We start from the raw sequence: 25,008 nt of genomic DNA, 5'->3' as shown, positions 1-25,008 counted from the left end.
GCTCAGTTCGACACCGGCGCACTGCCGGCTTGCGCGGCCTTCCCCGGCAACTGCGCTGGACCGGTGATCCCGCGCCGGAATTCCACCAGCTTGGCCTTCAGCCGCCGGCGCTGGTCCGGTGCCATCCGCAGCAGGATCTTCTGCCCCGCGGCCAGGCCTTGCAGTTGCTCGTCGGCGAACTCGTAGCGCACCCAGGGCCGCTGCGGCTGATGCGGGCCCTTGATCTCCAGCAGCTTCACCGCGAGCGGCCCGGTGGGCTCGGGCGTGCGCAGCAGCAGGTCGATCACCGCGACCAGGCGGTCGTTGAAGTAGCCCTGCCCCATGCCGAGGTCGCGCCAGGCCTGCTGGAACATCGGGTAGGCACCGATGTAGAGGTTCACGGCCGCGGCGGTGTCCACCTGGTCGACGAAGTCGACGAAGGCCGCATAGCGCTTCGCGTTGTCTTCCGCGATCACCTCGCCGTTGCCCTGGGCACGCGTGGCGAAGCGCCCCGGTGTCGGCAGCACCGGCCAGGCCGCCGGCGGCGCATGCTCGCGCGCCAGGTTGTCGACGGTGGCGACGAAGTGGGCCGGGAAGTTGCTGTCGCGCAGCAAGGCCATGCCCTGGCGGCCGGCCAAGGCGCGCAGCGAGGCGGTGAAGTCGGCCGGCGCCGGCGCCTCGGGCAGCGGGTGCTCGATGGCCGGCGCGCCGGCGGGAGCCGCCGCCTGCGCCGGATCCGCGGGCGCCTGCACCTCGGCCGGCGCAGGCGCATGGCCGCGCCACTGGTCGTACCAGAGCAGCGCGACAATGGCCACCGCCGCCACGGCGACCAGGCCCACCCTCGGTCGCCGGCTCGCATTGCGGGGCGCATGGCCGTCGGGCCTGAACATCAGATCGTCTCTATCCGGCATGGGCGCACTGTGCATCGCTACCGGCGCGCGATCAAGCACGGATGACCATGCCCCTGTGCCCAGCGATGGCTGGCTCGACCGGTACGCACCTACTGTCCAGCCCAGTACAAACCGCCGAGCTGGATCGGTAGGTTTCTCCGTTGAGCCAGGAGCGGCGCCGTTCGTTAATCCACGGACGCATCCGGAGAGGCAATCATGGCCATCAGCATCGTTTCATTCGGCAACACGCCCCAGGCCAGCGACGACCTGTTCCTGTCCTCGGCGACCGGCCTGGACGAGGATTCCAGCGGGGTGGTCTGGCTCAGCGTCATGCTCAACGATTCGGGCGGCGCGGCCAAGACGCTGTATGCGCTGGACGACGGCAGCAGTGGCGGTACCGCGCTGCGACCGACGGACCTGCTGGTGCAGGACACCGCGCGCACCGAAGCGCTCAGCACGGACACCAGCCGCGGCGGCGCCCGCATCTGGATCACGAACGATGGCCGGGTCGGCTACGACGCCGGGACGCTGAATGCCGAGTTCCAGCAGCAGTTGCAGGCGCTCAACCCGGGCGAGTTCCTGTACGACAGCTTCACCTATGCGATCCGGCTCGGCAACGGCACGCTGAGCTGGGCCACGGCGACCATCCAGTACGCCGGGCTGAACGATGCGCCGGCGGTCACCGGCGCCGTGGTCGGCAACACGGTCGAGGACGGCGAGGCGCTCACGCTGGATGCGCTGGCGAATGCGAGCGACGTGGATGCCGGCGCCGTGCTGTCCGTGGTCGACGTGCCCGAGTCCCTGCCGCCCGGCGTCAGCTACGACCCGGCGACGCACAGTGTCACCATCGATCCCGGTCATGCCGCCTACCAGCACCTCCCGGCCGGTGCGGTGCTGCCCGTCACGGTGGTCTACGGCGTTTCCGATGGCACGGCGACCACGCCGGCATCGGTCACCTTCACGCTGACGGGCGTCAACGACGTGGCGGTGATCGGCGACCCGGCCAACGCCGACGTCACGGAAGACGCAGGCGTCGACGGTGACGGCCATCTCCAGGCGAGCGGCACGCTCGCCATCACCGACGACGACGAGGGCGAAGCCTCGTTCCAGGCCGGCGCGACGGCGGTCGGCAGCGCCCTGGGCACGCTGGCCCTGGAGACCGACGGCGACTACACCTACTCGGTCGCCAACTCGGCGGTACAAAGCCTCGGCGCCAACGCCACCCACGTCGACACCTTCACCGTGACGGCGCTGGACGGCACGACCAAGGACATCAGCTTCACCATCCATGGCGTCAACGATGCTGCGGTGGTCGGCGGCCCGGCCAACGCCGACGTCACGGAAGACGCAGGCGTCGACGGCGGCGGCCATCTCCAGGCGAGCGGCACGCTCGCCATCACCGACGACGACGAGGGCGAAGCCTCGTTCCAGGCCGGCGCGACGGCGGTCGGCAGCGCCCTGGGCACGCTGGCCCTGGAGACCGACGGCGACTACACCTACTCGGTCGCCAACTCGGCGGTACAAAGCCTCGGCGCCAACGCCACCCACGTCGACACCTTCACCGTGACGGCGCTGGACGGCACGACCAAGGACATCAGCTTCACCATCCATGGCGTCAACGACGCCGCGGTGATCGGCGGCTCCTCCACCGGCAGCGTGCAGGAGGACACCAACGTCATGGACGGGTTCCTGCACACCGCCGGCTCGCTGACGGTCAGCGACGATGACGCGGGCGAGGCGCTGTTCCAGGGGCAGGCGTCGGCCGCAGGCACCTACGGCACCTTCACGCTGACGGCCGCCGGCGCATGGACCTACGCCGTGTCCAACGACCTGGCCGCCGTGCAGGCGCTGGACACCGGCGGGTCGCTGACCGACAGCTTCAGCGCGCTGTCGCTGGATGGCAGCGCCAGCCAGCTGGTCACGGTCACGATCCAGGGCCTGGCCGACAGCAACGCCATCGTCGGCAGCGACAAGGCGGACACGTACAGCTTCGATGCCGCCGCGGCCGGCGTGCACACGCTGGCCGACCCCGGCCCGGGCGGGACCGACCTGATCCGCTTCACCGGCGACAACCTGCTGCTGTCCACCCTGAACTTCGAGAAGGTGGGCAGCGACCTGGTCATGCAGGTCAACGACCAGACCGTGACCGTGCTCAACCACTTCGCCGCCGGCACGACGGCGGTGGAGCAGGTGAGCTTTGCCACCGGGCAGAGCTACGCCGGTTATTCGCTGGCCGGCACCTTCAGCCTGTTCGCCGGCTCGGGCTTCGTCGCCGGCAACGGCAGCAGCAACGACGTGGTGGCCGGCACCTCGTCGGCCGAGACCATCGACGGCGGCGGCGGCAACAGCGGGCGCGACCTGCTGTTCGGCAACGCCGGCAACGACACCCTGGTCGGCCGCAATGCCGGCGACCTGCTGGTCGGCGGTGCCGGCGACGACGTGCTGCAAGGCGGCGAGGGCAACGACGTGCTGGTGGGCGGACCGGGCAACGACACCTTCGTCTTCAACACCGTGCTGTCCGCGGCCGACAACGTCGACCGCATCGTCGGCTTCGAGGCCGGCGGCGCCGATGCGCTGCTGCTGTCCAAGGCGGTGTTCGGCGGGCTGGCCACGACGGGTTCGACCGGCGGCACCGCGCTGCAGGCTTCGGATTTCCTCGCGGTCGCCAATGCCGCGACCGCCAGCGTGGGATCGGGCGTGCACATCCTGTTCGACAGCGCCACCGGCAACCTCTACTACGACAGCAACGGCGGCAGCGCCGCCGGGCGCACCCTGTTCGCCACGCTGGATCCGGCCACCCTGTCGGGCACGGTCGACGCGTCGGACTTCAAGGTCGGCCTCTGATGGTGGCGAGTGCCCTGGCGCCGGTGGCGGCCCTGCTGCGGCGCCCGCTCGCGTGGGTCGCCGCGCTCTCGCTGCTGGTGAACCTGCTGCTGCTGGCGCCGGCCCTGTTCATGCTGCAGCTGTTCGACCGCGTGCTGAGCAGCCGCAGCCAGGACACCCTGCTGGCGCTGCTGCTGGGCATGGGCCTGGCGCTCGTCTTCATGCTGGTGCTGGACCTGCTGCGCAACCGGCTGCAGGGCGTGGCCGGCCAGCTGCTGGCCGACGCGCTGGCGCCGCGCGTGGCCTGCGTGCTGCTGGCGCGGCTGGCCGGTGCCGGCGAACGGGTGCCGCAGGAGGCGCTGCGCGACGTGGCGGCGCTGCGCAACCTGTTCTCGGCCCAGGGCCTGGTGGCGCTGCTGGACCTGCCCTGGGTCGCGGTCTACATCGCCGTGATCTGGCTGGCGCACCCCTGGCTGGGCGTGGCGGCGCTGGGCTCGGGCGTGGCCCTGCTGGTGCTGGCACTGGCCAACGACATCGCCACCCGCCAGGACATCGAGTCCGTGCAGGTCCAGGCCGCACACGCGACGCGCTCGCTCGAAGCCTCGATGCAGAACGCCGAGGTGGTGCAGGCCCTCGGCATGGCGGGCGCCGTGCTGCATCGCTGGCAGGCGCTCAACGCCGCCTGCGGCGCGGCGCAGCGATCGCTCGCGGCCCGCTCGGTGCCGCTGGCGGCGGCGACCCGCTCGCTGCGGCAGGCGGTGCAGGTGCTGATCCCCGCGCTCGGCGCCTGGCTGGTGATCGCCGGCGAAACGTCGCCGGGCGTGCTGGTGGCGACCACGCTGCTGCTGGGGCGGGCGCTGGCGCCGGTGGAGCAGGTGGTGGGCCACTGGCGCGTGCTGGCCGAAGGGCGGCTGTCGCTGCGGCGGCTCTCGGCGCTGCTGGCCGAAGCCGGCCAGGAGCCGCAGCGCATGGCACTGCCGCCGCCGACGGGCCGGCTCGAGGCGCAGTCGCTGGTGCTGCGCGCCCCCCAGGGCGAGCGGCTGCTGCTGGCCGGTGTGTCGCTGCAACTGGCCGCGGGCGAATCGCTCGCCATCGTCGGGCCCAGCGGTGCCGGCAAGTCGACGCTGGTGCGGCTGCTGACGGGCCTGTGGCAGCCCAGCGCCGGCGCGGTGCGGCTGGACGGGGTGGACCTGGCGCAGTGGCCGCGCGACGCGATCGGCCCCTGGCTGGGCTACGTGCCGCAGGACGTGCAACTGCTCGCCGGCACGGTCGCCGAGAACATCGCCCGCATGGGCCCGGTCGATGCCGGCCAGGTGGTCGAAGCGGCCCGGCGCGCCGCGGTGCACGACTGGGTGCTGTCGCTGCCGCAGGGCTACGACACGCCGCTGCAACCCGGCGGCACGCTGCTGTCGCCCGGCCAGCGCCAGCGGCTGGCGCTGGCCCGGGCGCTCTATGGCCAGCCGCGCCTGCTGCTGCTGGACGAGCCGAACGCCAACCTCGATGCCGATGGCGAAGCCGCGCTGGCCGCGACGCTGCAGTCGCTTGCCGGCCAGGTGACGGTGGTCGTCGTCACGCACCGGGTGGCGCTGGTGCGGCACGTGGACAAGCTGCTGGTGCTCGAGGCCGGGCGGGTGCGGCACTTCGGCCCGCGCGAGGAGGTGCTGCGCGCCATGAACCCGCGCGCGGCGGCGGGCGGCGCCCAGGTCATGCCGCTGCCGCGCCAGGACGGCTGGCCATCGCCGACGACCGCCACGGCCGGGAGTGCCGCATGAGCGCGGCGGCTGCTTCCGCCGCCGAGCGGGTGGACCTGGCCGGCCATCTGCAGGACGTGCAGCGCCTGTGCCGGCGCGCGGCGCTGGTGGTGCTGTGCGGCCTGCTGCCGCTGGCGGCGTGGATGGCCCTGGCGCCGCTCGCTTCCGCGGTGGTCGCCAGCGGCCACGTCAAGGTCGACCTGGACCGGCGGCCGGTACAGCACGCCGAGGGCGGCACGGTGCTGCAGGTGCTGGTGCGCGACGGCCAGGCGGTGCGGCAGGGCGAGCCGATGCTGGTGCTGGGCGACGTGGCGGTCGATGCCGACCGCAACCGGCTGGCCTGGCGCCTGATGGCCGAGCGAGCCGGCCTGGTGCGGCTGGACGCGGAGCAGCTGATGGCCGCTGCGCTGCAATTCCCGTCCGACCTGCTGGAAGCCGCAGCAGACGACGCCCGGCTGGCCGCGCAGCTGGACAAGGAGCGCCAGCTGTTCGCGACCCGGCGCGACGCCCTGCAGCGCCAGGTGCAGTTGCTGCAGGCGCAGCGCGGCCGCGTCGCCGAGGAGATCGATGCGCTGCAGGCCCAGCTGGCGAAGGCGGCCGACTCGCTCGGGTTCCAGAAGGCCGAACTGGAAACCAACCGCCGCCTGCTGGGCGATGGCTTCATCTCGCCCACCCGCGTGGCCCAGCTCGAAGGCGCGGTGGCCGACTACGCCTCCCGCATCGAGGAGCGCCGATCCGAGCTGGCGCGGGCCGGCCAGCGGATGACCGATACCCAGCTGCGCATCAGCGCACTCGACGGCGACTACCGGCAGCAGGCCGGCGAGCAGCGCCGGGCGGCGGCGGCGCGCGTCTCCGAGCTGGAGCAGGAGCTGCGCAAGTCGGCCGATGCCGCGCAGCGGCAGGTGATCCGGGCGCCGGTGGCCGGCGTGGTGCTGGACCTGAAGTACCCCGCGGCCGGCGCGGTGATCGCGCCGCGCGAGACCGTGGCCGACATCGTGCCGGTCCAGGCGCGGCTGCTGACCGACGCGCGCATCCGCACCGAGGACATCGACCGGGTGGCGCCGGGGCAGCCGGCGCAGATCCGCTTTACCGCCTTCAAGGCGCGCACCACCCCGATGGTGGACGGCAAGGTGATCTATCTCTCGCCCGACCGGCTGCTGGACCGCGCCACCAACCTGCCGTACTACGCGGTGCAGGTGGAGGTGGATCCGGCCTCGCTGGCCCGGGCCGGCGAGCTGAAGCTGCAGGCCGGGATGCCGGCCGAGGTGTTCCTGCCGGGCGACAGCCGCACGCCGCTGCGCTACCTGCTGGAGCCGATCGCCGATTCGATGCGGCGAGCGGCGCGTGAACGCTGAACGGCGGGCCAGCGGCCCGAGGCGATCAAGCCGCGACGCGGCGCACCCAGTTCCCCGCGCCGCGGCGGCGGAACAGCAGGCGCAAGGGGGCCAGCAGCAGCCAGCCGGCAAGGGCTCCGCCCGCCAGGCAGAGGGCGCCGTGGATCGCGGCGGCGAGCCGGCGCGTGGAGGTGGAAGGCGCCGCCGTTTCGATCGCCTCGCTTGCACCTGATGCGCGCTGGGCCGTCGGCTCGCACGGCGAGTCGCTGGTCGCCTCGCTGCGCCGCCCGTCGGCGTGGAAGACGACCAAGCGGCAGCGCGACCCGGGCCCGGCCGGGTTGGCGCCGAGCAGCGCGAGCGCGTAGCCGGGCGGGCTGCCGGTGCGGGTCCAGGGCAGGGCGGCCAGGTACAGCGCGAAAGCCATCAGCAGCAGGGCCAACCCGCTCCACAGCGCAACGAACAGCTGGAAGCGCACCGGCGTCATGCCGGCCGCGCTGCGGCGCTCGGCCTTGCAGTGCGGACAGATGCGCAGGCGTGCGGCCAGCGGCGTGCTGCAGAAGGGACAGTTCAGCTCGACGGCGGGTGCGGGCATGCGGGCGGCGCTCCTTGCATGAGCCAGGAATGATGCGCCAGCGGGGGGCGGCGCGGGGCCGCGATGAGGGGTTTACCCCATCGCTGCGATTGGCAGGACCCATTCGAAAGTCCGCTTTTCGGCCCGAGATGGGAACCATGCTGTTGCGCCGCATCGACTCTTCGGTGGCCAAGTCGGCCTGCTTCGGGCTGATCCACCTGGCGATCGCGCTGGGGCTCGGCTGGCTGTTCACGGGCACTTTCGTGCTGGCCGGCGCGCTCGCGCTGGTCGAGCCGCTGCTCAACACGGTCGCCGCCCACAACCTCAACAAGGCGATCGACGCCTCGCGGCTGCCGGCTCGCCGCCGTGGCCTGGTGCGTGGCGTGTTGCTGACCTCATCCCACCTGGTCGTCGCGACCGGTTGCGGCTGGTGGTTCACGGGCAGCCTGGCCGCCGGCGGCGCCTATGCGCTGATCGAGCCGCTGGTCAACGCGGTGGCCTACCACTTCTTCGATCGCGCCTGGACCGCGCGCGTCCCCGCGATCCGGCCAGCCTCTGCCTGATGGGCCTGGCTCGCCTGGATCAGCCGTACGGCTCAGCAGGGCCGGTGCCCGCAAACTGTCCACAATGACCCATGCAAACCCGCCCGTGAACCCGATCGTCCCGAACGCCCAGCTGATCCAGGCCGTGCTGAACGGCCAGGTGGTCCAGGTCACGCCCAACGACAACGAGGGTTGGACCGACATGGACCCGGCCGTCGCCATCACGACGCTGGTGCGGTCCGCGCCCGGCCTGAAGTTCCGCGTGAAGCCGCGGACGCTGGTGCACTGGCTGCCGGTGTACCGCCATGCGCGGGAAGGCGCCGGCATCGGCAACGTCTATCTCGATCGCAGCCGCGTGCCGCGCGAACTGCCGGCCGGCCCCGTGGTGAAGCTGCTGCGGCTGGAACTGGACCCGGAATCGCTGGAGCCGATCTCGGTGACCAGCGAGCCGGTGTGAGTTCGTCGTTCCCGGTCGTCGCTCCCATCTCCTCTGCGCCACCTTGTCATTCCCGCGCAGGCGGGAATCCACCGCAGCGCGGCGCTGCCAGCCCGCTGGGTCAGGCCTGACTTTCCCTATCACGGCTGCAAGCGCACCGGGTCTACAGTCGACCCGTTCCCTGGACGGAAGGCGACCATGTCCCTAGGCTGGCTCAACGATTCATCCCTGATGGCGCCGCCGCGCGCCGTGCGCGTGCAACTCGACGACGGCTGCTTCGTGCTGCGCTCGCCCGAGCAGCTCAAGCCCTATGCGCGCTGCATCGGCGAGTGGCTGGAGCGCTGGGCCGCCGAGACGCCGCAGGCGCCCGCCTTCGCCGAGCGCAACCCCGACGGCAGCTGGCTGCGCCTGACCTGGGCCGAAACACGGGAGCGGGTGGGCCGCATCGCGCAGGCCCTGCTCGACCTGCGGCTGCCGCCCAACGCGCCGGTGGTGGTGCTCTCCGACAACGGCATCGAGCACCTGCTGCTGGCGCTGGCCGCGATGCACGTCGGCATCCCCGTCTGCACGGTGTCCAGCGCCTACTGCCGCATGACGAAGGACTACAGCAAGGTCCACGGCATCCTCAACACGCTCGGGCCGGCGCTGCTCTATGCGTCGGATGCGGCGGTGTACGGGCCGGCCATGGCCAGCAGCGGGCTCGATTGCCCGATGGTGCTGGGCCGCGGCGCCGACCAGGTGCCCGGCGCCATCCCGTTCGGCCTGCTGCTGGAGAAGAAGGAGGGACCGGGCGTGATGCAGGCCTACGAGGGCATCACCCCGGACATGCACGCCAAGTACCTGCTGACCTCCGGCTCCACCGGCCACCCCAAGGTGGTGATCAACACGCACCGAATGCTGTGCGCCAACCAGCAGATGATCGCGCAGGCCTGGCGCTTCCTGGCGACCGAGAAGCCGGTGCTGGTGGACTGGCTGCCCTGGAGCCACACCTTCGGCGCCAACCACAACCTGCACATGGTGCTGCGCAACGGCGGCACCCTGGTCATCGACGAGGGCCGGCCGGCCCCGGCGCTGATCGGCAAGACGCTGGCCAACATGGCCGAGGTGCAGCCGACCATCTGGTTCAACGTGCCGAGCGGCTTCGACGCCGCCTTGCCGCTGCTGGAGAACGACGCGGAGCTGGCCAAGAAGGTGTTCGCCCGCATGCGCGTGGTGTTCTACGCCGGCGCGGCGCTGCCGCAGGCGAGCTGGGAGCGGCTGCAGGCGGTGGCGCGCAAGGCACGCGGCGAGGACGTGTGGCTGACCACCTCCTGGGGCGCCACCGAGACGTCGCCCGCCATCACCAGTTCGCACTGGAAGCTGGACCGCGCCGGCGTCATCGGCGGCGTGCTGCCGGGGCTGGAGCTGAAGTTCGTGCCCGACGGCGAGAAGCTGGAGATGCGGGTGCGCGGCGTCAGCATCTTCCCCGGCTACCGCAACTCGCCGCGCCAGACCACGCAGGCCTTCGACGAAGAGGGCTACTACTGCCTGGGCGATGCCGGCTACCTGTTCGACGAAGCGCACCCGGAGCAGGGCGTGGTCTTCGATGGCCGTGTCTCGGAGGATTTCAAGCTCACCACCGGCACCTGGGTGTCGGTGGGCACGCTGCGCGTGCGTGCCGTGTCGGCGCTGGCGCCGCTGGCGCAGGACGTGGTGGTCACCGGCCACGACCGCAGCGAGATCGGCCTGCTGGTCTTTCCCACGCCGGCTGCCGCCGCGATGGACAAGGCCGAGCTCGCGGGCAAGGTGGCGGGCGCGCTGCGCCGCCTGCGCGAGGAGGCCGGCGGCAGCTCCTCGCACACCCCGATGCGCGCGCTGGTGCTGGCCGAGCCGCCCAGCGTGGACACCGGCGAGATCACCGACAAGGGCTACATCAACCAGCGCGCCGTGCTGCAGCGCCGGGCGGAGCGGGTGAAGCGGCTGTACGACGGCGGCGAGGGCGTGATCCTGCCGGCGTGAGGCGGGCAGTCGCCCCACAAGCCCCCTTCTTGTCATGCCGGGCTTGACCCGACACCCATCTCCTGAACGTCAAACTGGAAAGCCCCGCATGAGCCAGGAACGAGTCCGCATCCGCGTCGACGCCGAGGGCGTCGCCGAAGTCATCCTCGCCCGCCCTGACAAGATGAACGCCCTCGACCCCGCGATGTTCGAGGCCATCGTCGCTGCGATCGAGCGCCTGCGCGCCGATGCGGCCGTGCGCGCGGTCGTGCTGCACGGCGAGGGCCGGGCCTTCTGCGCCGGCCTGGACAAGGGCAGCTTCGAAGCCATGATGCGCGGCGAGCGCAGCTTCGGCGACATCGAACGGCGCACGCACGGCCTGGCCAACATCTGGCAGCAGGTGGCCTGGGGCTGGCGCGAGCTGCCGGTGCCGGTGATCGCGGCGGTGCAGGGCGTGGCCTTCGGCGGCGGCCTGCAGATCGCGCTGGGAGCGGACGTGCGCTACACGCGGCCGGATACCCGGTTCTCGGTGATGGAAGTCAAGTGGGGCCTGGTGCCCGACATGGCCGGCTGCGTGTTCATGACCGAGCTGCTGCGCGCCGACGTCGCGCGCGAACTCACCTTCAGCGGCCGCATCGTGGAGGGCGAGGAAGCCGTGCGCATCGGCCTGGCCACGCGCACCTGCGACGACCCGCTGGCCGAAGCGCGCGCGTTGGCGCGGCAGATCGCCGGCAGCACCCCGGACGCGATCCGCGCCGCCAAGCGGCTGCTCAACGGCGCCTCACCGGTGCGGGCCGACGCCGTGCTGGGGGCCGAATCGCGCGAGCAGCAGGCGCTGATCGGCAGTGCCAACCAGGTGGAGGCGGTGAAGGCCGGGCTGGAGGGGCGGGCGGGGGTGTTCGGGTAGCTGGCTTGCGACCGCGTCGCGCGGATCATCGAAAATCGCAGCTTCGAAGGCTTCAGCCTGAACCGGCGGCCAGAACCCGCTTCCTTGCACATCCCCTTCCATGCGCCTGTGGTCGCTGCATCCCCGATACCTCGATTCGCGCGGGCTGGTCGCGCTCTGGCGTGAGGCGCTGCTGGCGCAAGCCGTGCTGCGCGAGCAGACGCGGGGCTACCGCCACCATCCGCAGCTCGCCCGCTTCAGGACGAGCGCGGCGCCGCTCGATGCCGTCGCGGCCTACCTGGGCGCGGTGCACGCCGAGGCCACGCGGCGCGGCTACGGCTTCGACCCCACCAAGCTGCGCCCGCCGGGCGCCGAGGTCGTGATCCCCGTCACCACCGGCCAGCTCGCCTACGAATGGCAGCACCTGCTGGCCAAGCTGGCCGTTCGCGATCCGGCGGCCTACGAGCGCATACGCGACATCGGCGCGCCGGAGTGCCATCCGCTGTTCCAGCCCTGCGAAGGGAGCGTGGAGATGTGGGAGCGGCTGCTGCCGAGCGACGGCGGGCCCGCCGGCCGCGGCAAACCGCGGCGCGGCGACGGAAACGGGTGACCGCAACGATCTTCTCGCCGACATCGATAATCTCGGGCGCGCGGAGGCGGTGAAGCGGCCGGGCGCTCAGGCCGCCACCAGCGAATCGAGCGGACTGGCAGTGCCGCCGGCGGCGACCTTGAGGACGTGCGTGTAGATCATGGTGGTGCTGACGTCGCTGTGGCCGAGCAGCTCCTGCACCGTGCGGATGTCGGTGCCGGCTTGCAGCAGGTGGGTGGCGAAACTGTGGCGCAGGGTATGCGCCGACACGCGCTTGTCCAGCCCTGTCTGGCCGGCGCCCGACTTCAGCGCGCGGTGCAGCCGTTCTTCGTGCAGGTGGTGGCGCCGGACCACGCCGGAGCGCGGATCGGTCGATAGCGCGGGGGCCGGAAATACCCAGAACCAGCCCCAGGTCTGCCCCACGCGCGGGTACTTGTTCGCCAGCGCATGGGGCACATCCACGCCTGCTTGCTCCTGGCGATGGTCGAGCTGCCAGAGCACGCGCGCGTGGGCGATCTGCGCGCGCAGTTCGCCAGCCAGCGAATGGGGCAGCATCACGACCCGATCCTTGTTGCCCTTGGCTTCGCGCACGACGATGACGTGGCGGTCGAAATCGACGTCCTTCACGCGCAGGCGCAGGGCCTCCAGCAGCCGCATGCCGGTGCCGTACAGCAGGCGGGCCACCAGCCGCATCGGCTCGGGCATCGCCTGCAGCAGCGCGTGGACCTCCGGGCGCGTCAGCACCGAAGGCAGGCGCCGGGCTTGCGAGGGGCGGCGGATCTGCTGCATCCACGGCAGCTCGGCGCCCAGTACTTCCCGATAGAGGAACAGCAGGGCGCTCAGGGCCTGGTTGTGGGTAGCGCTGGAAACGCGGCGCTCCGCGGCCAGCATGGACAGGAAAGCCTCCACCTCGGCCGGGCCCAGTTCCCGCGGATGGCGCCGGCCATGGAAGTGGATGAAGAAGCGGACCCAGTACAGATAGGCCTGCTCGGTGCGCAGGCTGTAGTGCATATAGCGAAGCCGGTCGCGCACCTGGTCCAGCAGGCGCGGTGTCGGCCGGCCGGGCAGGACGGGAAGCGCCGGGCGGGATGAACTCGAGGGCGGCGGCGACGGTGGCAGCGAGGGATGCATCACATCCTTGTACTGGACGACCATACAGTATTCAAGTGACTTGTTCACCAGAACGCGCGCTGGCAGACTCGCCGCAGCAAACACAAGAATGAAGCGCCGCAGCTTGCATCACGCGGCGAAGCAGGTCGCTGAAAGCGGCACCTGCATATTCAAAAAAGGGGAGGCAAATGCAGATGCATCAACAACTTGCGAGCGGCGCGCCGGAAGTTTTATTTGGCGAGTGCGGTGGCGGAGGTCTGTTCGTGCGGGGTTTGGTTGCGCTGGGGGCGCGACCTACATTACGTTAGAGCTCAAGGGTCAGAATGGCACGCTGGATGAATCTCGGAGTGTCCGGCCAATGTGGGTGGCCGGGCGCGCGGATGGAAGTCTCGTTTGGAGAGCGTTCGTTTGTGCTTCTGCCGCAGACCAAGGAAACATCAGCGTCCATTCATCTGGAGTCCAGGGCATCTCAGGGCGTTGAGGATATGACCACCGTCAATCGGTTCCTGAGCGTCGTTTCCTGGGCGTACAAGGACTCATTGCGGAACGAGTACGGGTGGTCCGGAAGCCCTGCCCCCATTCCTGTGCCTGCTCGCAACCTCGCGCGGAGCATCAATTCATACTTCCTCAACAAGTGGACACCGCTGACTGATCCGAAGCAACGACTCGCCTTGGCTCTATACAGGGAGGCTGTATCCCTCAACAGCCTGCCATACCAGTTCCTTGGGTTCTTCAAGATCATCAACATCCTCCACAAGTCCGGCGCCGCACAGATGACGTGGATTCGGGAGACGTTGCCAAAGCTTAGAGAGCGAGGAATCGAGGAGCGGCTGGGCTGGCTAGAGAAAAATGAAGCTGACCCTGCGCGTTATCTTTACGAGTCTGGACGATGCGCCGTCGCACACGCATTTGGTGACCCACTAGTGGATCCGGACGATTTGACCGACTTGCGAAGGCTCTCTGCCGATCTGAATGTGGTCAGGGCTTTGGCGGAGTACTTGATAAAGCATGAACTGCAGGTGCCGGACTATCCATGAAGGTGAGCCATTTGCACGCGTCCTCAGAGCGAGCGAACGGCGCTTGAGCTCTAACATGGCAATCGACACGGACGTCCTATCGGCCGGCTTTCGCCGGCCTACTGTCCGCCGGTCATTTCAACGTTAGAGCTCAGATGCTGATCCGCCGCTTAGCTCTTTTCGGGCTCGCTGCAATCGTCTCCCACGCGCTTGCCGCCGATCGCCAAGAAGCGTTCCGCCTCTACGATCTGGCTCTCCGCCATGAGTTCGCGCGCGAATACAAGGAGGCGCGCGCACAGTTCGAGGCGTCGTTGGCGAGCGCTAGAGCTGCGGGCTTAGGTCCGAGCTTCGAGTCTGCCGCGACATACAACCTCGCGCGGATGGTGGGCTACACGTGCGACTTCGAGCGCGCTAACGAACTTCTCCTGGAGGCGCTCGAACTCGAGCAAGGCCTACCGCGGCCGAATCCAGGAAACTTGACCAAACGAGTCTCGGAGCTTGCGCGCCTTTCGTTTGACCGTGGCCAGTTCGCGGAATCGGCGACCTACTACGAGCAGGTCATTCCGGAGTTAGTGCGCCTCGGTGTACTGCGTCAAGATCCTATTGGCTTCGCTGCGCTCTTGGACGACTACGCATTAGCCGAGTCTCGCGCCGGCAACGAGGCTTCAGCCCAAGAGGCACGGGCACGTAGTGCATCAATTCGCTCCGAGAACCCGGGCAAGAACGCACAGTTTGTTCCGGTCCACTATCGCGAGGCCTGCCCTCAGGCCAAGAGCTCTAACATGACAGTCGACACGGACGTACTCACGGCTGGCTTCCGCCAGCCGATCGCCCGCCGGTCACTTCCACGTTAGACCCCATGGCCGACATCACTGCCACCCTCGACCGCTGGAAAGCGTCTCTGTGCCCGCAGGTGAGCTTGGCGGGCCTGTTCGCGCGTAATCCCGTCGCACATAAGTGGAAGGCCACCCTGCGGAGCCTCACATTGCGCGAGTGCGTGTTCTGGCGAGTGCATGATCTTCTGACCCAGGCGCATCTGCTGCATCAGGCCAAGCACACGCTCGGAAGCCGAATCCTCATTCGAAGTGCGCTCGAATCTGTCGCGACGCTGATTCACCTGAACCAGCTTACGTCCCAGGTGCTCGATGGATCCTTGAACTTCCATGTCTTCGACCTGAAGACGCGGACCCTGCTGCTTGGGTCTCGCGATGGATCCACCAAACACACATCGATCAACATCGTCACGGTGTTGTCGCACTGCGAAAAGAAGTACAAGGGTGTTTCGAGCATCTATGCAACTCTGTCGGAGTGCGCACACCCGAACTACGAGGGAATCTGCATCGGGTACTCCGAGGTGGATCACGATCGATATGAGACGAATCTCGCCAACCGTTGGCCAGAGTTGTGGGCGGATCGTCACGAGCGGCTCGTGGAACTCGTCGCCGCGGTATTCGAGGCGGAGTACAACGAGGTCTGGCCAGATCTCTTCAATTGTTTAGAGAAGTGGATTGAAGAGAACGATGCCGTCCTAGAGGCCACGAAGAATGAGGTCTAACAGGTCGTTCGACGCGGACACGCACCGGCAAGGCGCCGCAAGCCGTGCGCGGGAGCATACGTCTCGCGGCGCCTTGCCGGTGCGCGCCGGTCAACTCCGACGTTAGAAGGCAAGGGAGGCGAAGTGCTTTATCACACCGACACACACGGCCCAAGCGAATCGGGCTTTAAAGCCGGAATCATGAAAGCCGCAGCGGAAGCGCAGGCGAATGGCACCAACGAAGTTCTGCTTCTCGCGCACACGCTCGACAACCTCAAAGGAGTTGTAGCTGCTGTGCTCGGCGATGACTTTGTCGCGGCCTTGGCGAAGCACAAGCAAGTAGTCGTCGGTCCAGTGACCATCCATCTCGAGACCGAGCGCATCCGATCTGCGTTCGTGAAGGGCGTCATCTTCGCTCCATTTGTCTCGTCCAAGCTTCTCGAGACGGCGATTAAGGACCACCGTGGGACCGACATCGTTTATGTCCCCTGGGCCGAATCGGAGCTACTCACATTCGTGGAGGCACACCCTGAGTCCACTGTCCTCTGACTTGCCTTCTAACATGTCGTTCGACGCGGACACGCACCGGCAGTGCGCCGCACGGCGTGTGGACGAGCCTACGCCGTGTGGCGCACTGCCGGTGCGCGCCGGTCAACTCCGACGTTAGACGTCATCGCGACTCACGATGGAACCCGAGGAGCTACCACTTCTTGATGCTCTGCGAGGCCTGGCTCTGCTCCAGCAGGAGCTATTGCGGCTTGCACTGTTTCTTGCGTCTGAAGGCCCTGTGACGTTTGGAGGGGAACGGCTTGTTTGTAGCCTAGGCGTCGGTCAGCGGCGGAGCAGTACGCTTCTCGCTATGGGCGCCGGTCAATCAACTCAGACGTTGCTGCGGATGGCGAAGCTTCGCGGTATACCCGTGCGAGATGCATACCCGATCGCACGTTCAGCGGTAGAGTCCTTTGTCAATGCCAGCTATTTGCTGGCCGAGTGCGACCAAGTGGCTGCGCGTGCCATCCGGTACGTGGATTTTGCTGCGTGGCGCCACGGCAATAGGAGGATTGGAAGCGGAGAGTTTTCGCTAGAAGTCCGATCAGACGATGATCCTCAGTCGACTCTCGCTGGGGAGTATCCAGAGTTCGCTGGCAAGGGTGCGGGCTCCTGGACGAGCCTTGACGTTCCGAGTCGGGTAAGAAGGGTGGGTGAACTCGCCGGACGCAAATCAGGTTCACGTCTTCTCGCAGCCTATGCTCTCCTGTACTCCCTTTCGTCCGAAATCATCCACGGTTCTCCTTTCGGAGTGAGCTATTTCTACTCCGCGCACCAGCATGGCGAACCAACAACGGAGGCATTCCGCGCTGGGACGATCCGCCATCTCGAAGAGATCCTGATCGCTGTCCTTCACGCCGGGTGCGGTTACTTGGCCGCTTTTTTTGAAAAGCAAAGCATGGAAGCGCCGTTGAAGGCGGAGGAGAGGATTTTTAAGCGCCTGTTCGCTCTGAGCACCAAGCCGTCGTCTGCTTTCCCGCCTCCCGTTGAGCAAGAGGCGCAGGCAAATATGGGCGATCCGGAGAATGACGTCTAACATGGCAATCGACACGGACGTCCTATCGGCCGGCTTTCGCCGGCCTGCTGTCCGCCGGTCGTTTCTACGTTAGGCGTCGGAACAACCTTCTTATCACGGGCAGGCGCTATGCGACACAGCGAGAGACACAGAACTCACCGCACAGGCTGGCTCCGTGCTGCCGTTCTTGGCGCCAACGACGGTATCGTTTCTACTGCTAGCCTTGTCTTGGGTGTAGCTGCGGCAGGCGCGGATACCAGGGGCCTTCTGGTTGCGGGCGTCGCTGGCCTCGTCGCCGGTGCCATGTCAATGGCCGCAGGAGAGTATGTCTCGGTCAGTTCGCAAGCTGATACTGAGCGCGCGGATCTAGCGCGGGAGGGCAAGGAGTTGGCCGAGAATCCCACACAAGAACACGCAGAACTCAAAACCATTTACGCCAAACGTGGGCTCGACGAAGCGCTGGCGTCGAGCGTTGCCACGCAATTGACGCAGCATGATGCACTTGCCGCACATGCGCGAGATGAGCTGGGCATATCGGACACACTGGCCGCGAAACCAGTGCAAGCCGCATTGGCCTCGGCCGGCACCTTTGCGGTGGGCGCAGCGCTTCCTCTCCTCATGGTTCTCTTGCTTCCAGGCTCTCTGCTCATGTGGGGTCTTGCCGGCAGCTCTCTCTTCTTTCTTGCTCTGTTGGGCTTTCTGGCAGCACGCGCAGGCGGTTCTCCCGTAATTGCCTCTGTAATGCGCGTCACGTTCTGGGGCGCTTTGGCAATGGCATTGACCGCCGGAGTTGGGACCCTCTTTGGCGTGGCCGCTTGAAGCCTATGGAGCCCTCGAGCCCGACGCCTAACCCTTCGCTCGAGCGGTCCCTCACCGGCAAGGCACTTGGCCCACAAGGCCGTGCCTTCTATCATCGGCCTTGCGGAACAAGTGCCTTGCCAGTTCGGTCCGCTCAGCTCAAACGTTAGGCGACACAGGGAGAACACCTCGCGAGTTGGGCTCGTGCCCTTGGAGCCAGTCGGCGAGCGGCCCGGCGCGTATCTCGGACAGAGGACACCATGGGACTCTTGACCTTCAGTATCAACGTCACCCTGGACGGCTGCGTCGACCACCAGGAAGGAATCGCCGACGACGAGACACACGCCTTCTTCACCGGCCTCATGGACGAGGGCGGGGCGATGCTGTGGGGCCGCGTCACCTACGAGATGATGGAGAGCTACTGGCCAGCGGTCGCCAGCGGCGACGTGCAGGCACCGCCGGCGATGCGCGAGTGGGCGGTCAAGCTGGAGGCCAAGCCGAAGTATGTGGTGTCCTCGACGCGAAAGGACTTCCCCTGGATCAACAGCCACCACATCGCCGGCGACCTGCGCACGGGCGTGCAGAAGCTCAAGGACGCGACACCGGCCGGCGTGCTCCTCGGTAGCGGCAGGCTCGCGACAGAGCTGGACCGGCTGGATCTGATCGACGAGTACAAGTTCCTCGTTCACCCCAGGATTGCCGGCCACGGCCCGACCCTGTACCAGAGCGGGCTCCCTGGCACGCGACGGCTCGAGCTGGTCTCGGCGAAGCTGCTCCGCTGCGGCGCGGTCGCCATGCACTACCGGCGCGCGCGCTGACTCGGAGATGGGTCAGGTCGCCTAACCATTCATTCAGGCCGACGCCGCTTCGCGGCGTGGCTCAATTCAGGCGTAATGCCTCACGAGCACCGTCGTTAGCGCGCCAACACCAGAACCAAGACATGTCTCAACCAGAACAAGCGAAAGAATTCCATGGGGGCTGTTCCTGCGGCAAAGTGAGATACGAATCCGCCTCACCTCCCGTGCAAGTGGTGGCCTGTCACTGCACACTTTGTCGGCAGATGAACGGAACACCGTTCTCCGTCGATGCGGTGCTGCGCCAGAAAGACCTCCACCTTCTTACGAGCGAGACGAGCCAGTACCGAGTGACGGAGCGAACGACCAAACACTTCTGCAGTGCATGCGGAACGCCAATCTTCAACTCCAATCCGACCACCTACAAAGGCTTGGCCATGGTGTACGTTGGAACCGTGGAAGATCCACAGAGGCATGTTCCCGCAATGAACATCTTCTGTGAGAGCAAGCTTGATTGGGTCATCCCGAATATCGGCGGCAAAGTCTTCTACAGGTCACCCAGTGAGGCCTAACCCCTCTATCGAGCGGACAGTCGACAGCGAGCTTCGCTTGCTGTCACCTGCCGCTCATGTCGAACGTTAGAAGCCATGGTGAACCGTGTTCATGCCTGGAGTTTCGGCCTTGCATTGGCGAGTGGCGCTTGCTTCGCGCAGACCGGAGGCGGATCTCGCGACGCACCTACTGTGCAGGAAAACTCTGCCTGCGGGCCGATCTATCCGGCGGTGTCGCGCAGGCTCGGAGAAGCAGGAGTTGTGTTTGTGAAGGCGTTCGTCGAAGCAGACGGCATTCCGTCCCAAGTCGACATCGAGCGATCAAGCGGATTTGCGCGTCTGGACAAGTCGGCCATGGATGCCGTAACTTGCTTCAGGTTCAGGCCAGGCAGAATCGAAGGTGTTCCGAGCGCCATGTGGGTTCGCGTTCCGATCCGGTTCGACTTGCGATAGCGAAAAGGCAAGTTCGTGCAGCTGACCCCTAACAGGTCGGGCGGCTCGGCAGCTGCAAGGGATCGCACGGTCAGCTTCGACGTCAGCCTCAGGAGCGGCGCCGATTTCCAGGCGGCCCTTCCTCCAAAGGCAATGGACCCGTCGATTTGCCCGGCGCTCGTTCGTCGTAGCTTTACCAGGCAACCTACATTCGGAGAGAGTAGATATGCGGTTCATCATCACGGCGCAGGCGAGTGCGGATAAGAAGGCGGCAGAACAGCGGCCAGATTTCGATGTGGAACTCTTCAAGGCCTACATGCGCTTCAACGAGGAGATGCATCAGGCCGGAATACTTGTGGCCTCCGAGGGCCTCAACCCCTCAGCGCCAGGAGCCCGCATCGCGGTAGCTGATGGCAAACGCTACGTTGTGGACGGCCCCTTCGCCGAGTCGAAGGAGCTGGTGGGAGGCTTCTACCTCATCGAGGTGAGCTCGCTTGACGAGGCGATTCAATGGGCCCTCCGCGCTCCGTCTGGTTTCGGGTCGGACGACATCCTGGAGATTCGCCAACTGACGGGATCGGCAGACCTGCCACCTGAGATTCTCCGACTCATCACCGAAGCCGCGCCGACATGGAGCGCCTCAGCCTGGCAGTCGCGCACCGCGAACTAGTCGCTGGCAACGTGTGTATGCTGAAGCTTAACGGGTCGCTCGAACCTATCACCAGTCGCGAGCCAATCTCATGCTGCACATCGTTGTCGTGCCACCGTTCCTTGTCGGCAATGTGGCCGTGCTGGTGGCGCCCTTCCAGCGGTCTTGGCTCACTGCAGCCATAGCGCCCTAGCTGCGAGATCCAAGGATGGAGCACGCCCTCGACTTCCGCCGCGCAACGCTCGCCGACCTGCCGGCCATCGTCGCCCTGCTGGCCGACGACCCGCTCGGGGCCCGGCGCGAGAAGTTCAGCGATCCTTTGCCCCCAAGCTACAGCGAAGCGTTCGCCGCCATCGACCGGGATCCGAACAACGAACTCGTGGTGGTCGACACCCCGGAGCGCCGGGTCATCGGCGTGCTGCAGCTGACCTTCATTCCGTCCATCACGTACCAGGGCGGCTGGCGTGCGCTCGTCGAAGGTGTGCGCGTGGCTGCCGAGTTCCGGTCCGGCGGCGTGGGCCAGCGGATGTTCTCGTGGGCGATCCAGCGGGCGCGCGAACGAGGCTGCCACCTGGTTCAGCTCACGTCGGACAAGACGCGGCCCGACGCCATCCGCTTCTACGAGAGCCTGGGCTTCGTCGCTTCGCACGAAGGCCTGAAGCTCCATCTCGGCGGCCCGGGACGCGCCTGACCCTTCCGTCGAACGAGGGGCCGAACCGGCTCCGCCGGTCGGCCGCCGCTTCTGTCTCGGGCCGCGGATGTCCTGCCGAGGCGCTAGACGATCTCCGTGCCCGTGCGGCGCGCAACCAGAAAATCGCGCCCGATCGAGACGACCAGGACGGCCAGTACGCCGGCGGCGATGACGGGCCACACGAGGATGTAGGCGGTGATCCAGAAAGTGTCCATGCTTGGTTCCTTGTGGGATGAAGTGACGGCGTTCAGGCGCTCGGGCTGGTCTGGTAGGAGCTGACGCGCTGGGCGATCAGGTCGAAGTCGAACAGCTTGTTGTTCAGCAGGCTCAGGCCGGTGCAGACCACGGCGCTGACGCCATAGGCCAGCAGCGAGGCCAGCAGCACCTGGTACTCGCGCAGGGCGCCGAAGGCGAGCGGTGCCACGGTGGCGATGGTCAGGCCGGCGACGAGGATCGCCACGTTGCGGTTGAAGAAGCCGAAGGCCATGAGGCCGGTCACCACGCCGGCGCCGACGATGGCGGCCGCCTCCAGCACCAGGGCCACGTTGCCTTCCAGCGCCACCAGGTCGAAGCGCACCAGGCAGAAGGTGGCCACGGCCGCCAGCACCGACCCGGTGAAGGCCGCATTGGTGACGCGCTTCCAGTAGCAGCTGACGATCACCGGAAAGACGATGGCGCCCCACATGGCGCCCACCAGCACCAGCATCACCAGGATGTCGAGCTTGAGGGTGGCCAGCAGGATGCCGATGACCGTGGCCACCACCATCGTCAGGCGCCCCAGCAGCAGCATGGTGCGGGGGTTCGGGTTGCCGCGCGACAGGTTGCGCCCGTAGATGTCGGCCATGACGATCGACGACATCGCGGCCAGGTCGGAGTCGGCCGTGGACGAGAGCGAGCCCACCACCAGGATGAAGAACAGCGCGATGCCCACCGGCGTGAGGTAGGTCGACGCCATCTGCGGAATGATGTTGTTCATGTCGCCGTCGGCCGGCTGCATGCCCACCATGGCGGCCAGCAGGCCCAGCATGCCCAGGCCGATCACCACCGAGCCGTAGCCGATGGTGGCCGTGAGGAAGGTCGGCTTGATCAGGTCTTCGCGCACGGCGAACAGGCGTTGCGCGATGGTCTGGTTGCCGATGGCGTAGGCCAGCACGGCGATGAAGAAGGGCAGGCCCTGCTCCAGGATGGCGGTGCCCGAGAAGAAGTCGAGCTGCTCGGCGGTGAGGCGATCCAGGCCGGGCCCCACGGCGTCCAGGCCGCCGGCGCTGAAGAAGACGACCGGGATGATGATCACGGCCGCCCCGATCATCGCCACCAGCTGCGCGAAGTCGGTCATCACCGACGCGCGAAAGCCCGACCACAGCGTGTACGACAGCACGCCGACGGCGGCGATCAGCACGCCATGTAGAAAGCTCAACGGCGTCAGGATCTCGACGAGCGCGCCGGCCGCGGTGAAGTTCACCATCAGGCTGATGCAGCTGCCCATCAGGTTGGACACGGCCAGGATCATCTGGCTCGAGGTGCCGTGGCGCGCGTAGACCAGCTCCGCCAGCGTGTGCGCGTTGGGCGCCAGCTTGCGGAAGCGCCGTCCGAACGGGTAGATGAACAGGATCATCAGCGCGCCCCACAAGCCATAGTGGATCGGGCCGGACAGGCCGTAGGTGAAGCCGGAAGTCGCGCTGGCGTAGAACGAGGCGGCCCAGATCCAGGTGGCGATCATGCTGGCGGCGGAGATGCCGAAGCCGAGCTTGCCGCTGGAGACCATGTAGCCGTCGACGTTCTCGTTCTTGCGGCCGATGAACAGCGACATGATGAACGTCAGGCCATAGAAGCCGACGAGCAGCCACAGCGTGGTGGCGATGGACAGCTGATGAAAAACGGGTTCCTGCATCCGAAGGGGTTCCTCTTGGTTGTTGGAATGGCGGTGCACACGGGTGGCCGGAGCCACCCTGTGGAGGGTCAGCAAGACGCTGGGGCTGCAGCAACCGTGGATTCGATCCACGCCTCCGGCAAAGGACGCCGGCTTCACCGCGCAAAGGCGCGGTGAGGGACGTTGCATGCAAATGAAGGACCGACGCACTGCAAGGGCAGCGCCAGCCTTCGTTGATGGAATGCGGGCAAATATACCCCTGTGGCTCAGGCAGCGGCCGGTGCCCATCCAGTACCGCACCGCAATGTGCAGGTATGCCTTGACGGGCTCTTTTCACGCAAGCGATCTGGTCGAATGCAAGCGACGTTGCCACACTGCGGTTCCTTCGTTTCGCAAGGAGTCGCAGCATGGAGAACGCAACCGTGGAAGTCACCGCCGAGCTGCTGCAGGCGTTCGCCGATGCATGGAACCGGCACGATGCCGACGCGCTGATGTCCTTCATGGCACCCGACTGCGTGTTCGAGGCGTCGGCCGGACCGCACGTGTGCGGCACCCGCTACCAGGGCCGGGATGCGGTGCGCGCCGGCTTTGCCGAGGTCTGGGCCACGTTCCCGGATGCGCGGTGGAGCAACGCCCGCCATTGGGTGTGCGGCGAGCGCGGTGTGTCGGAGTGGACATTCACCGGCACCCGGGCCGATGGCACGCGGGTCGAAGTGCATGGCTGCGACCTCTTCACGTTCCGCAACGGCAAGATCGCGCTGAAGAACTCGTACCGCAAGCAGCGCCCACCGATCGCGAACCCCTAAACTCGGCGGGATGCTTCGTCAAGTCCTGCTGTTCCTCCACTTCGCCAGCGCCATGGTCTGGGTGGGCGGAATGGTCTTCGCCTATTTCTGTCTTCGTCCCGCGGCCGCCCAGTTGCTGGAGCCGCCGCAGCGCCTGCCGCTGTGGGCCCGCACCTTCGGCCGGTTCTTTCCCCTGGTCGGCGTGGCCGTCGCCCTCATCCTGCTGACCGGCTTCACCATGCTGCTGCAGGTGGGCTTCGCGGCGGCGCCGGCCGGCTGGCACGTCATGATGGCGCTCGGGCTGCTGATGTCGGGCGTGTACGCCTACATCGTGCTGGTGCCCTACACCGCGCTCCAGCGCTACTGCGAAGCGGCGGCCTGGCCCGCCGCGGCCGCGTCGCTCAACCGCATCCGCCAGCTGGTGGCCGTCAACCTGGTGCTGGCTGCCTTCACGGTGGCTGCGGCTGTAGCCGCGCGCTGAAGCCGTCCGGCCGCCGGGGCAGCGCAAGCGGTCCGGCAGCCGATCAGCGTCCCGCCACCACTTCCGGCACGATCCTGTGGATCAGGTCCAGCGTGGCCTTTTGCGCCGGCGTGGCCGGCCGCTGCAGGCTGGTGACCAGCGACAGCGCGATGCGCAGCGGCGGCTGGCCGATCTGCTGGGCGGTGTAGGCCGAGGGCCGCGGCGAGTTGAGCAGGGCGTTGCGCGACAGGATGGCGCAGCCGGCGCCGTCGAGCACCAGGTCCAGGATGGCGGTGACGCCGTCGATCTCCAGCGCCACGTTGGGCTTGCAGCCGATGGCGGCCAGGGCCGACTCCACGTGCATGCGGATCGCGTTCGGCCGGCTCGGAATCACCAGCGGCATCTGCGCCACCTCGCGCAGGTCCACCGGCCCGGGCGGCGGGTCCTCGTGCAGGCCGCGCGGGCGAGGGCGCACCAGCAGCAGGTCCTCTTCGACCAGCGGGGTGACGTCGATCTCGCGCGAGGGCTGGGGGTTGTAGAGCACGGCGATGTCGAGCCGGCCGCTGGCCAGGCCTTCCAGCAGGCCGGTGGACAAGGCCTCGCTGATCGACAGCCGGGCGTCCGGCATTGATGCCCGGAAGGCCCGCGTCAGCGGCACCGCGAGCACCCGCGCCACGCTGCTCGGCAAGCCCAGCGACACGCGGCCGGACAGCCCGCCGCGCAGCCGCCCCAGGTCGTCCTGTGCCCGCTGCACCTGGTGCAGGATGCCGCGGCCGTGCTCCAGCAGCACCTTGCCGGCCTCGGTGGGCACGGCGCCGCGGCCGTTGCGCACCAGCAGGTTCTGCCGCAGTTCCACCTCCAGTAGCCGGACCTGCCGGCTGAGCGCGGGTTGCGCCACGCCCAGCTCGACCGCGGCGCGGGTGAAGCTGCCCAGTTCCGCGACGCGGACGAAGTATTCGAGCTGCCTGAGTTCCAT

General features: G+C 67.6%; 27 protein-coding genes. 21 read left to right on the top strand and 6 right to left on the bottom strand.

Annotated elements, in window-relative coordinates:
* Positions 1 to 2: 2 nt before the first annotated feature.
* Complete coding sequence (locus PE066_RS02485; RefSeq protein ID WP_271234985.1) at positions 3 to 869, bottom strand: DUF3014 domain-containing protein; 867 nt, start codon at positions 867 to 869, stop codon at positions 3 to 5.
* Between the two features lie 216 nt (positions 870 to 1,085).
* Between PE066_RS02485 and PE066_RS02480 the strand changes: the two genes are divergently transcribed.
* The 3 genes from PE066_RS02480 to PE066_RS02470 are packed head-to-tail and all read left to right on the top strand — an operon-like array spanning position 1,086 to position 6,798.
* The gene (locus PE066_RS02480) at positions 1,086 to 3,713 is read left to right on the top strand and encodes a VCBS domain-containing protein (protein WP_271234984.1); all 2,628 of its coding nucleotides are present in this window, start codon (positions 1,086 to 1,088) and stop codon (positions 3,711 to 3,713) included.
* On the top strand, positions 3,713 to 5,464 hold the full coding sequence (locus tag PE066_RS02475) for a type I secretion system permease/ATPase (RefSeq protein WP_271234983.1): 1,752 nt from the start codon (positions 3,713 to 3,715) through the stop codon (positions 5,462 to 5,464). Before PE066_RS02480 ends, PE066_RS02475 begins: the two co-directional genes overlap by 1 nt.
* Positions 5,461 to 6,798 (top strand): HlyD family type I secretion periplasmic adaptor subunit, encoded by a 1,338-nt coding sequence (locus tag PE066_RS02470; protein WP_271234982.1) that lies wholly within the window; start codon positions 5,461 to 5,463, stop codon positions 6,796 to 6,798. Before PE066_RS02475 ends, PE066_RS02470 begins: the two co-directional genes overlap by 4 nt.
* A gap of 25 nt (positions 6,799 to 6,823) precedes the next feature.
* Here PE066_RS02470 and PE066_RS02465 read toward each other — a convergent pair whose 3' ends face one another.
* Positions 6,824 to 7,369, bottom strand: coding sequence for a hypothetical protein (locus PE066_RS02465; protein WP_271234981.1), 546 nt, complete (start codon positions 7,367 to 7,369; stop codon positions 6,824 to 6,826).
* 128 nt (positions 7,370 to 7,497) lie between these two features.
* On the opposite strand from PE066_RS02465, the gene PE066_RS02460 reads away from it, so the two are divergent.
* The 5 genes from PE066_RS02460 (at position 7,498) to PE066_RS02440 (ending at position 11,799) form a co-directional block, all read left to right on the top strand.
* A complete protein-coding gene (locus PE066_RS02460; protein WP_271234980.1) occupies positions 7,498 to 7,911 on the top strand; it encodes a DUF2061 domain-containing protein in 414 nt (137 codons plus the stop codon).
* Positions 7,912 to 7,996: 85 nt separating this feature from the next.
* A complete protein-coding gene (locus PE066_RS02455; RefSeq protein WP_271234979.1) occupies positions 7,997 to 8,347 on the top strand; it encodes a hypothetical protein in 351 nt (116 codons plus the stop codon).
* 177 nt (positions 8,348 to 8,524) lie between these two features.
* Complete coding sequence (locus PE066_RS02450) at positions 8,525 to 10,324, top strand: feruloyl-CoA synthase (protein ID WP_271234978.1); 1,800 nt, start codon at positions 8,525 to 8,527, stop codon at positions 10,322 to 10,324.
* Between the two features lie 88 nt (positions 10,325 to 10,412).
* Entirely contained in the window at positions 10,413 to 11,210 is a 798-nt protein-coding gene (locus PE066_RS02445; protein WP_271234977.1) for a crotonase/enoyl-CoA hydratase family protein, read from the top strand.
* Positions 11,211 to 11,310: 100 nt separating this feature from the next.
* Complete coding sequence (locus PE066_RS02440; protein ID WP_271234976.1) at positions 11,311 to 11,799, top strand: pyrimidine dimer DNA glycosylase/endonuclease V; 489 nt, start codon at positions 11,311 to 11,313, stop codon at positions 11,797 to 11,799.
* Positions 11,800 to 11,865: 66 nt separating this feature from the next.
* Here PE066_RS02440 and PE066_RS02435 read toward each other — a convergent pair whose 3' ends face one another.
* Complete coding sequence (locus tag PE066_RS02435; protein ID WP_271234975.1) at positions 11,866 to 12,909, bottom strand: integron integrase; 1,044 nt, start codon at positions 12,907 to 12,909, stop codon at positions 11,866 to 11,868.
* 302 nt (positions 12,910 to 13,211) lie between these two features.
* On the opposite strand from PE066_RS02435, the gene mauJ reads away from it, so the two are divergent.
* The 11 genes from mauJ to PE066_RS02380 all read left to right on the top strand — a co-directional run bounded on the left by mauJ (position 13,212) and on the right by PE066_RS02380 (position 20,917).
* A complete protein-coding gene (gene mauJ / locus PE066_RS02430; RefSeq protein ID WP_271234974.1) occupies positions 13,212 to 13,925 on the top strand; it encodes a methylamine utilization protein MauJ in 714 nt (237 codons plus the stop codon).
* 134 nt (positions 13,926 to 14,059) lie between these two features.
* Positions 14,060 to 14,758, top strand: coding sequence for a hypothetical protein (locus PE066_RS02425; RefSeq protein WP_271234973.1), 699 nt, complete (start codon positions 14,060 to 14,062; stop codon positions 14,756 to 14,758).
* Between the two features lie 5 nt (positions 14,759 to 14,763).
* Complete coding sequence (locus tag PE066_RS02420) at positions 14,764 to 15,459, top strand: hypothetical protein (protein WP_271234972.1); 696 nt, start codon at positions 14,764 to 14,766, stop codon at positions 15,457 to 15,459.
* Between the two features lie 123 nt (positions 15,460 to 15,582).
* Positions 15,583 to 15,987 carry a hypothetical protein gene (locus PE066_RS02415; protein WP_271234971.1) on the top strand — a complete coding sequence of 135 codons (405 nt, stop codon included), beginning with the start codon at positions 15,583 to 15,585 and terminating at the stop codon, positions 15,985 to 15,987.
* A gap of 136 nt (positions 15,988 to 16,123) precedes the next feature.
* A complete protein-coding gene (locus PE066_RS02410) occupies positions 16,124 to 17,023 on the top strand; it encodes a DUF5677 domain-containing protein (protein WP_336298447.1) in 900 nt (299 codons plus the stop codon).
* A 108-nt stretch (positions 17,024 to 17,131) separates the two neighbouring features.
* Positions 17,132 to 17,821, top strand: coding sequence for a VIT1/CCC1 transporter family protein (locus PE066_RS02405; protein ID WP_271234969.1), 690 nt, complete (start codon positions 17,132 to 17,134; stop codon positions 17,819 to 17,821).
* A gap of 239 nt (positions 17,822 to 18,060) precedes the next feature.
* Positions 18,061 to 18,618, top strand: coding sequence for a dihydrofolate reductase family protein (locus tag PE066_RS02400; RefSeq protein ID WP_271234968.1), 558 nt, complete (start codon positions 18,061 to 18,063; stop codon positions 18,616 to 18,618).
* 122 nt (positions 18,619 to 18,740) lie between these two features.
* Complete coding sequence (locus PE066_RS02395) at positions 18,741 to 19,166, top strand: GFA family protein (protein WP_440480565.1); 426 nt, start codon at positions 18,741 to 18,743, stop codon at positions 19,164 to 19,166.
* A 75-nt stretch (positions 19,167 to 19,241) separates the two neighbouring features.
* Positions 19,242 to 19,598 (top strand): energy transducer TonB, encoded by a 357-nt coding sequence (locus PE066_RS02390; protein WP_271234966.1) that lies wholly within the window; start codon positions 19,242 to 19,244, stop codon positions 19,596 to 19,598.
* Between the two features lie 205 nt (positions 19,599 to 19,803).
* The gene (locus tag PE066_RS02385) at positions 19,804 to 20,247 is read left to right on the top strand and encodes a YciI family protein (RefSeq protein ID WP_271234965.1); all 444 of its coding nucleotides are present in this window, start codon (positions 19,804 to 19,806) and stop codon (positions 20,245 to 20,247) included.
* 187 nt (positions 20,248 to 20,434) lie between these two features.
* Complete coding sequence (locus tag PE066_RS02380) at positions 20,435 to 20,917, top strand: GNAT family N-acetyltransferase (protein WP_271234964.1); 483 nt, start codon at positions 20,435 to 20,437, stop codon at positions 20,915 to 20,917.
* 83 nt (positions 20,918 to 21,000) lie between these two features.
* Here PE066_RS02380 and PE066_RS02375 read toward each other — a convergent pair whose 3' ends face one another.
* Together PE066_RS02375 and PE066_RS02370 are read right to left on the bottom strand one after the other, a co-directional pair.
* Positions 21,001 to 21,132: a putative transporter small subunit gene (locus tag PE066_RS02375; protein ID WP_271234963.1), complete on the bottom strand. Its 132-nt coding sequence runs from the start codon at positions 21,130 to 21,132 to the stop codon at positions 21,001 to 21,003.
* Between the two features lie 32 nt (positions 21,133 to 21,164).
* Positions 21,165 to 22,808 (bottom strand): sodium:solute symporter family protein, encoded by a 1,644-nt coding sequence (locus PE066_RS02370; RefSeq protein WP_271234962.1) that lies wholly within the window; start codon positions 22,806 to 22,808, stop codon positions 21,165 to 21,167.
* A 386-nt stretch (positions 22,809 to 23,194) separates the two neighbouring features.
* On the opposite strand from PE066_RS02370, the gene PE066_RS02365 reads away from it, so the two are divergent.
* Both PE066_RS02365 and PE066_RS02360 read left to right on the top strand, forming a co-directional pair.
* Positions 23,195 to 23,593, top strand: a complete 399-nt coding sequence (locus PE066_RS02365) for a nuclear transport factor 2 family protein (protein WP_271234961.1) — start codon at positions 23,195 to 23,197, stop codon at positions 23,591 to 23,593.
* Between the two features lie 10 nt (positions 23,594 to 23,603).
* A complete protein-coding gene (locus PE066_RS02360; RefSeq protein ID WP_271234960.1) occupies positions 23,604 to 24,053 on the top strand; it encodes a CopD family protein in 450 nt (149 codons plus the stop codon).
* Positions 24,054 to 24,096: 43 nt separating this feature from the next.
* On the opposite strand, the gene PE066_RS02355 is transcribed toward PE066_RS02360, so the two are convergent.
* Entirely contained in the window at positions 24,097 to 25,008 is a 912-nt protein-coding gene (locus PE066_RS02355; protein ID WP_271234959.1) for a LysR substrate-binding domain-containing protein, read from the bottom strand.

The organism is Ramlibacter tataouinensis, from assembly GCF_027941915.1.
In the GTDB taxonomy this organism is placed as follows: Bacteria; Pseudomonadota; Gammaproteobacteria; order Burkholderiales; family Burkholderiaceae_C; genus Ramlibacter; species Ramlibacter tataouinensis_C.
The sequence above is the reverse complement of the archived record's forward strand: the minus strand, read 5'-3'. Positions and strand labels throughout refer to the sequence as shown.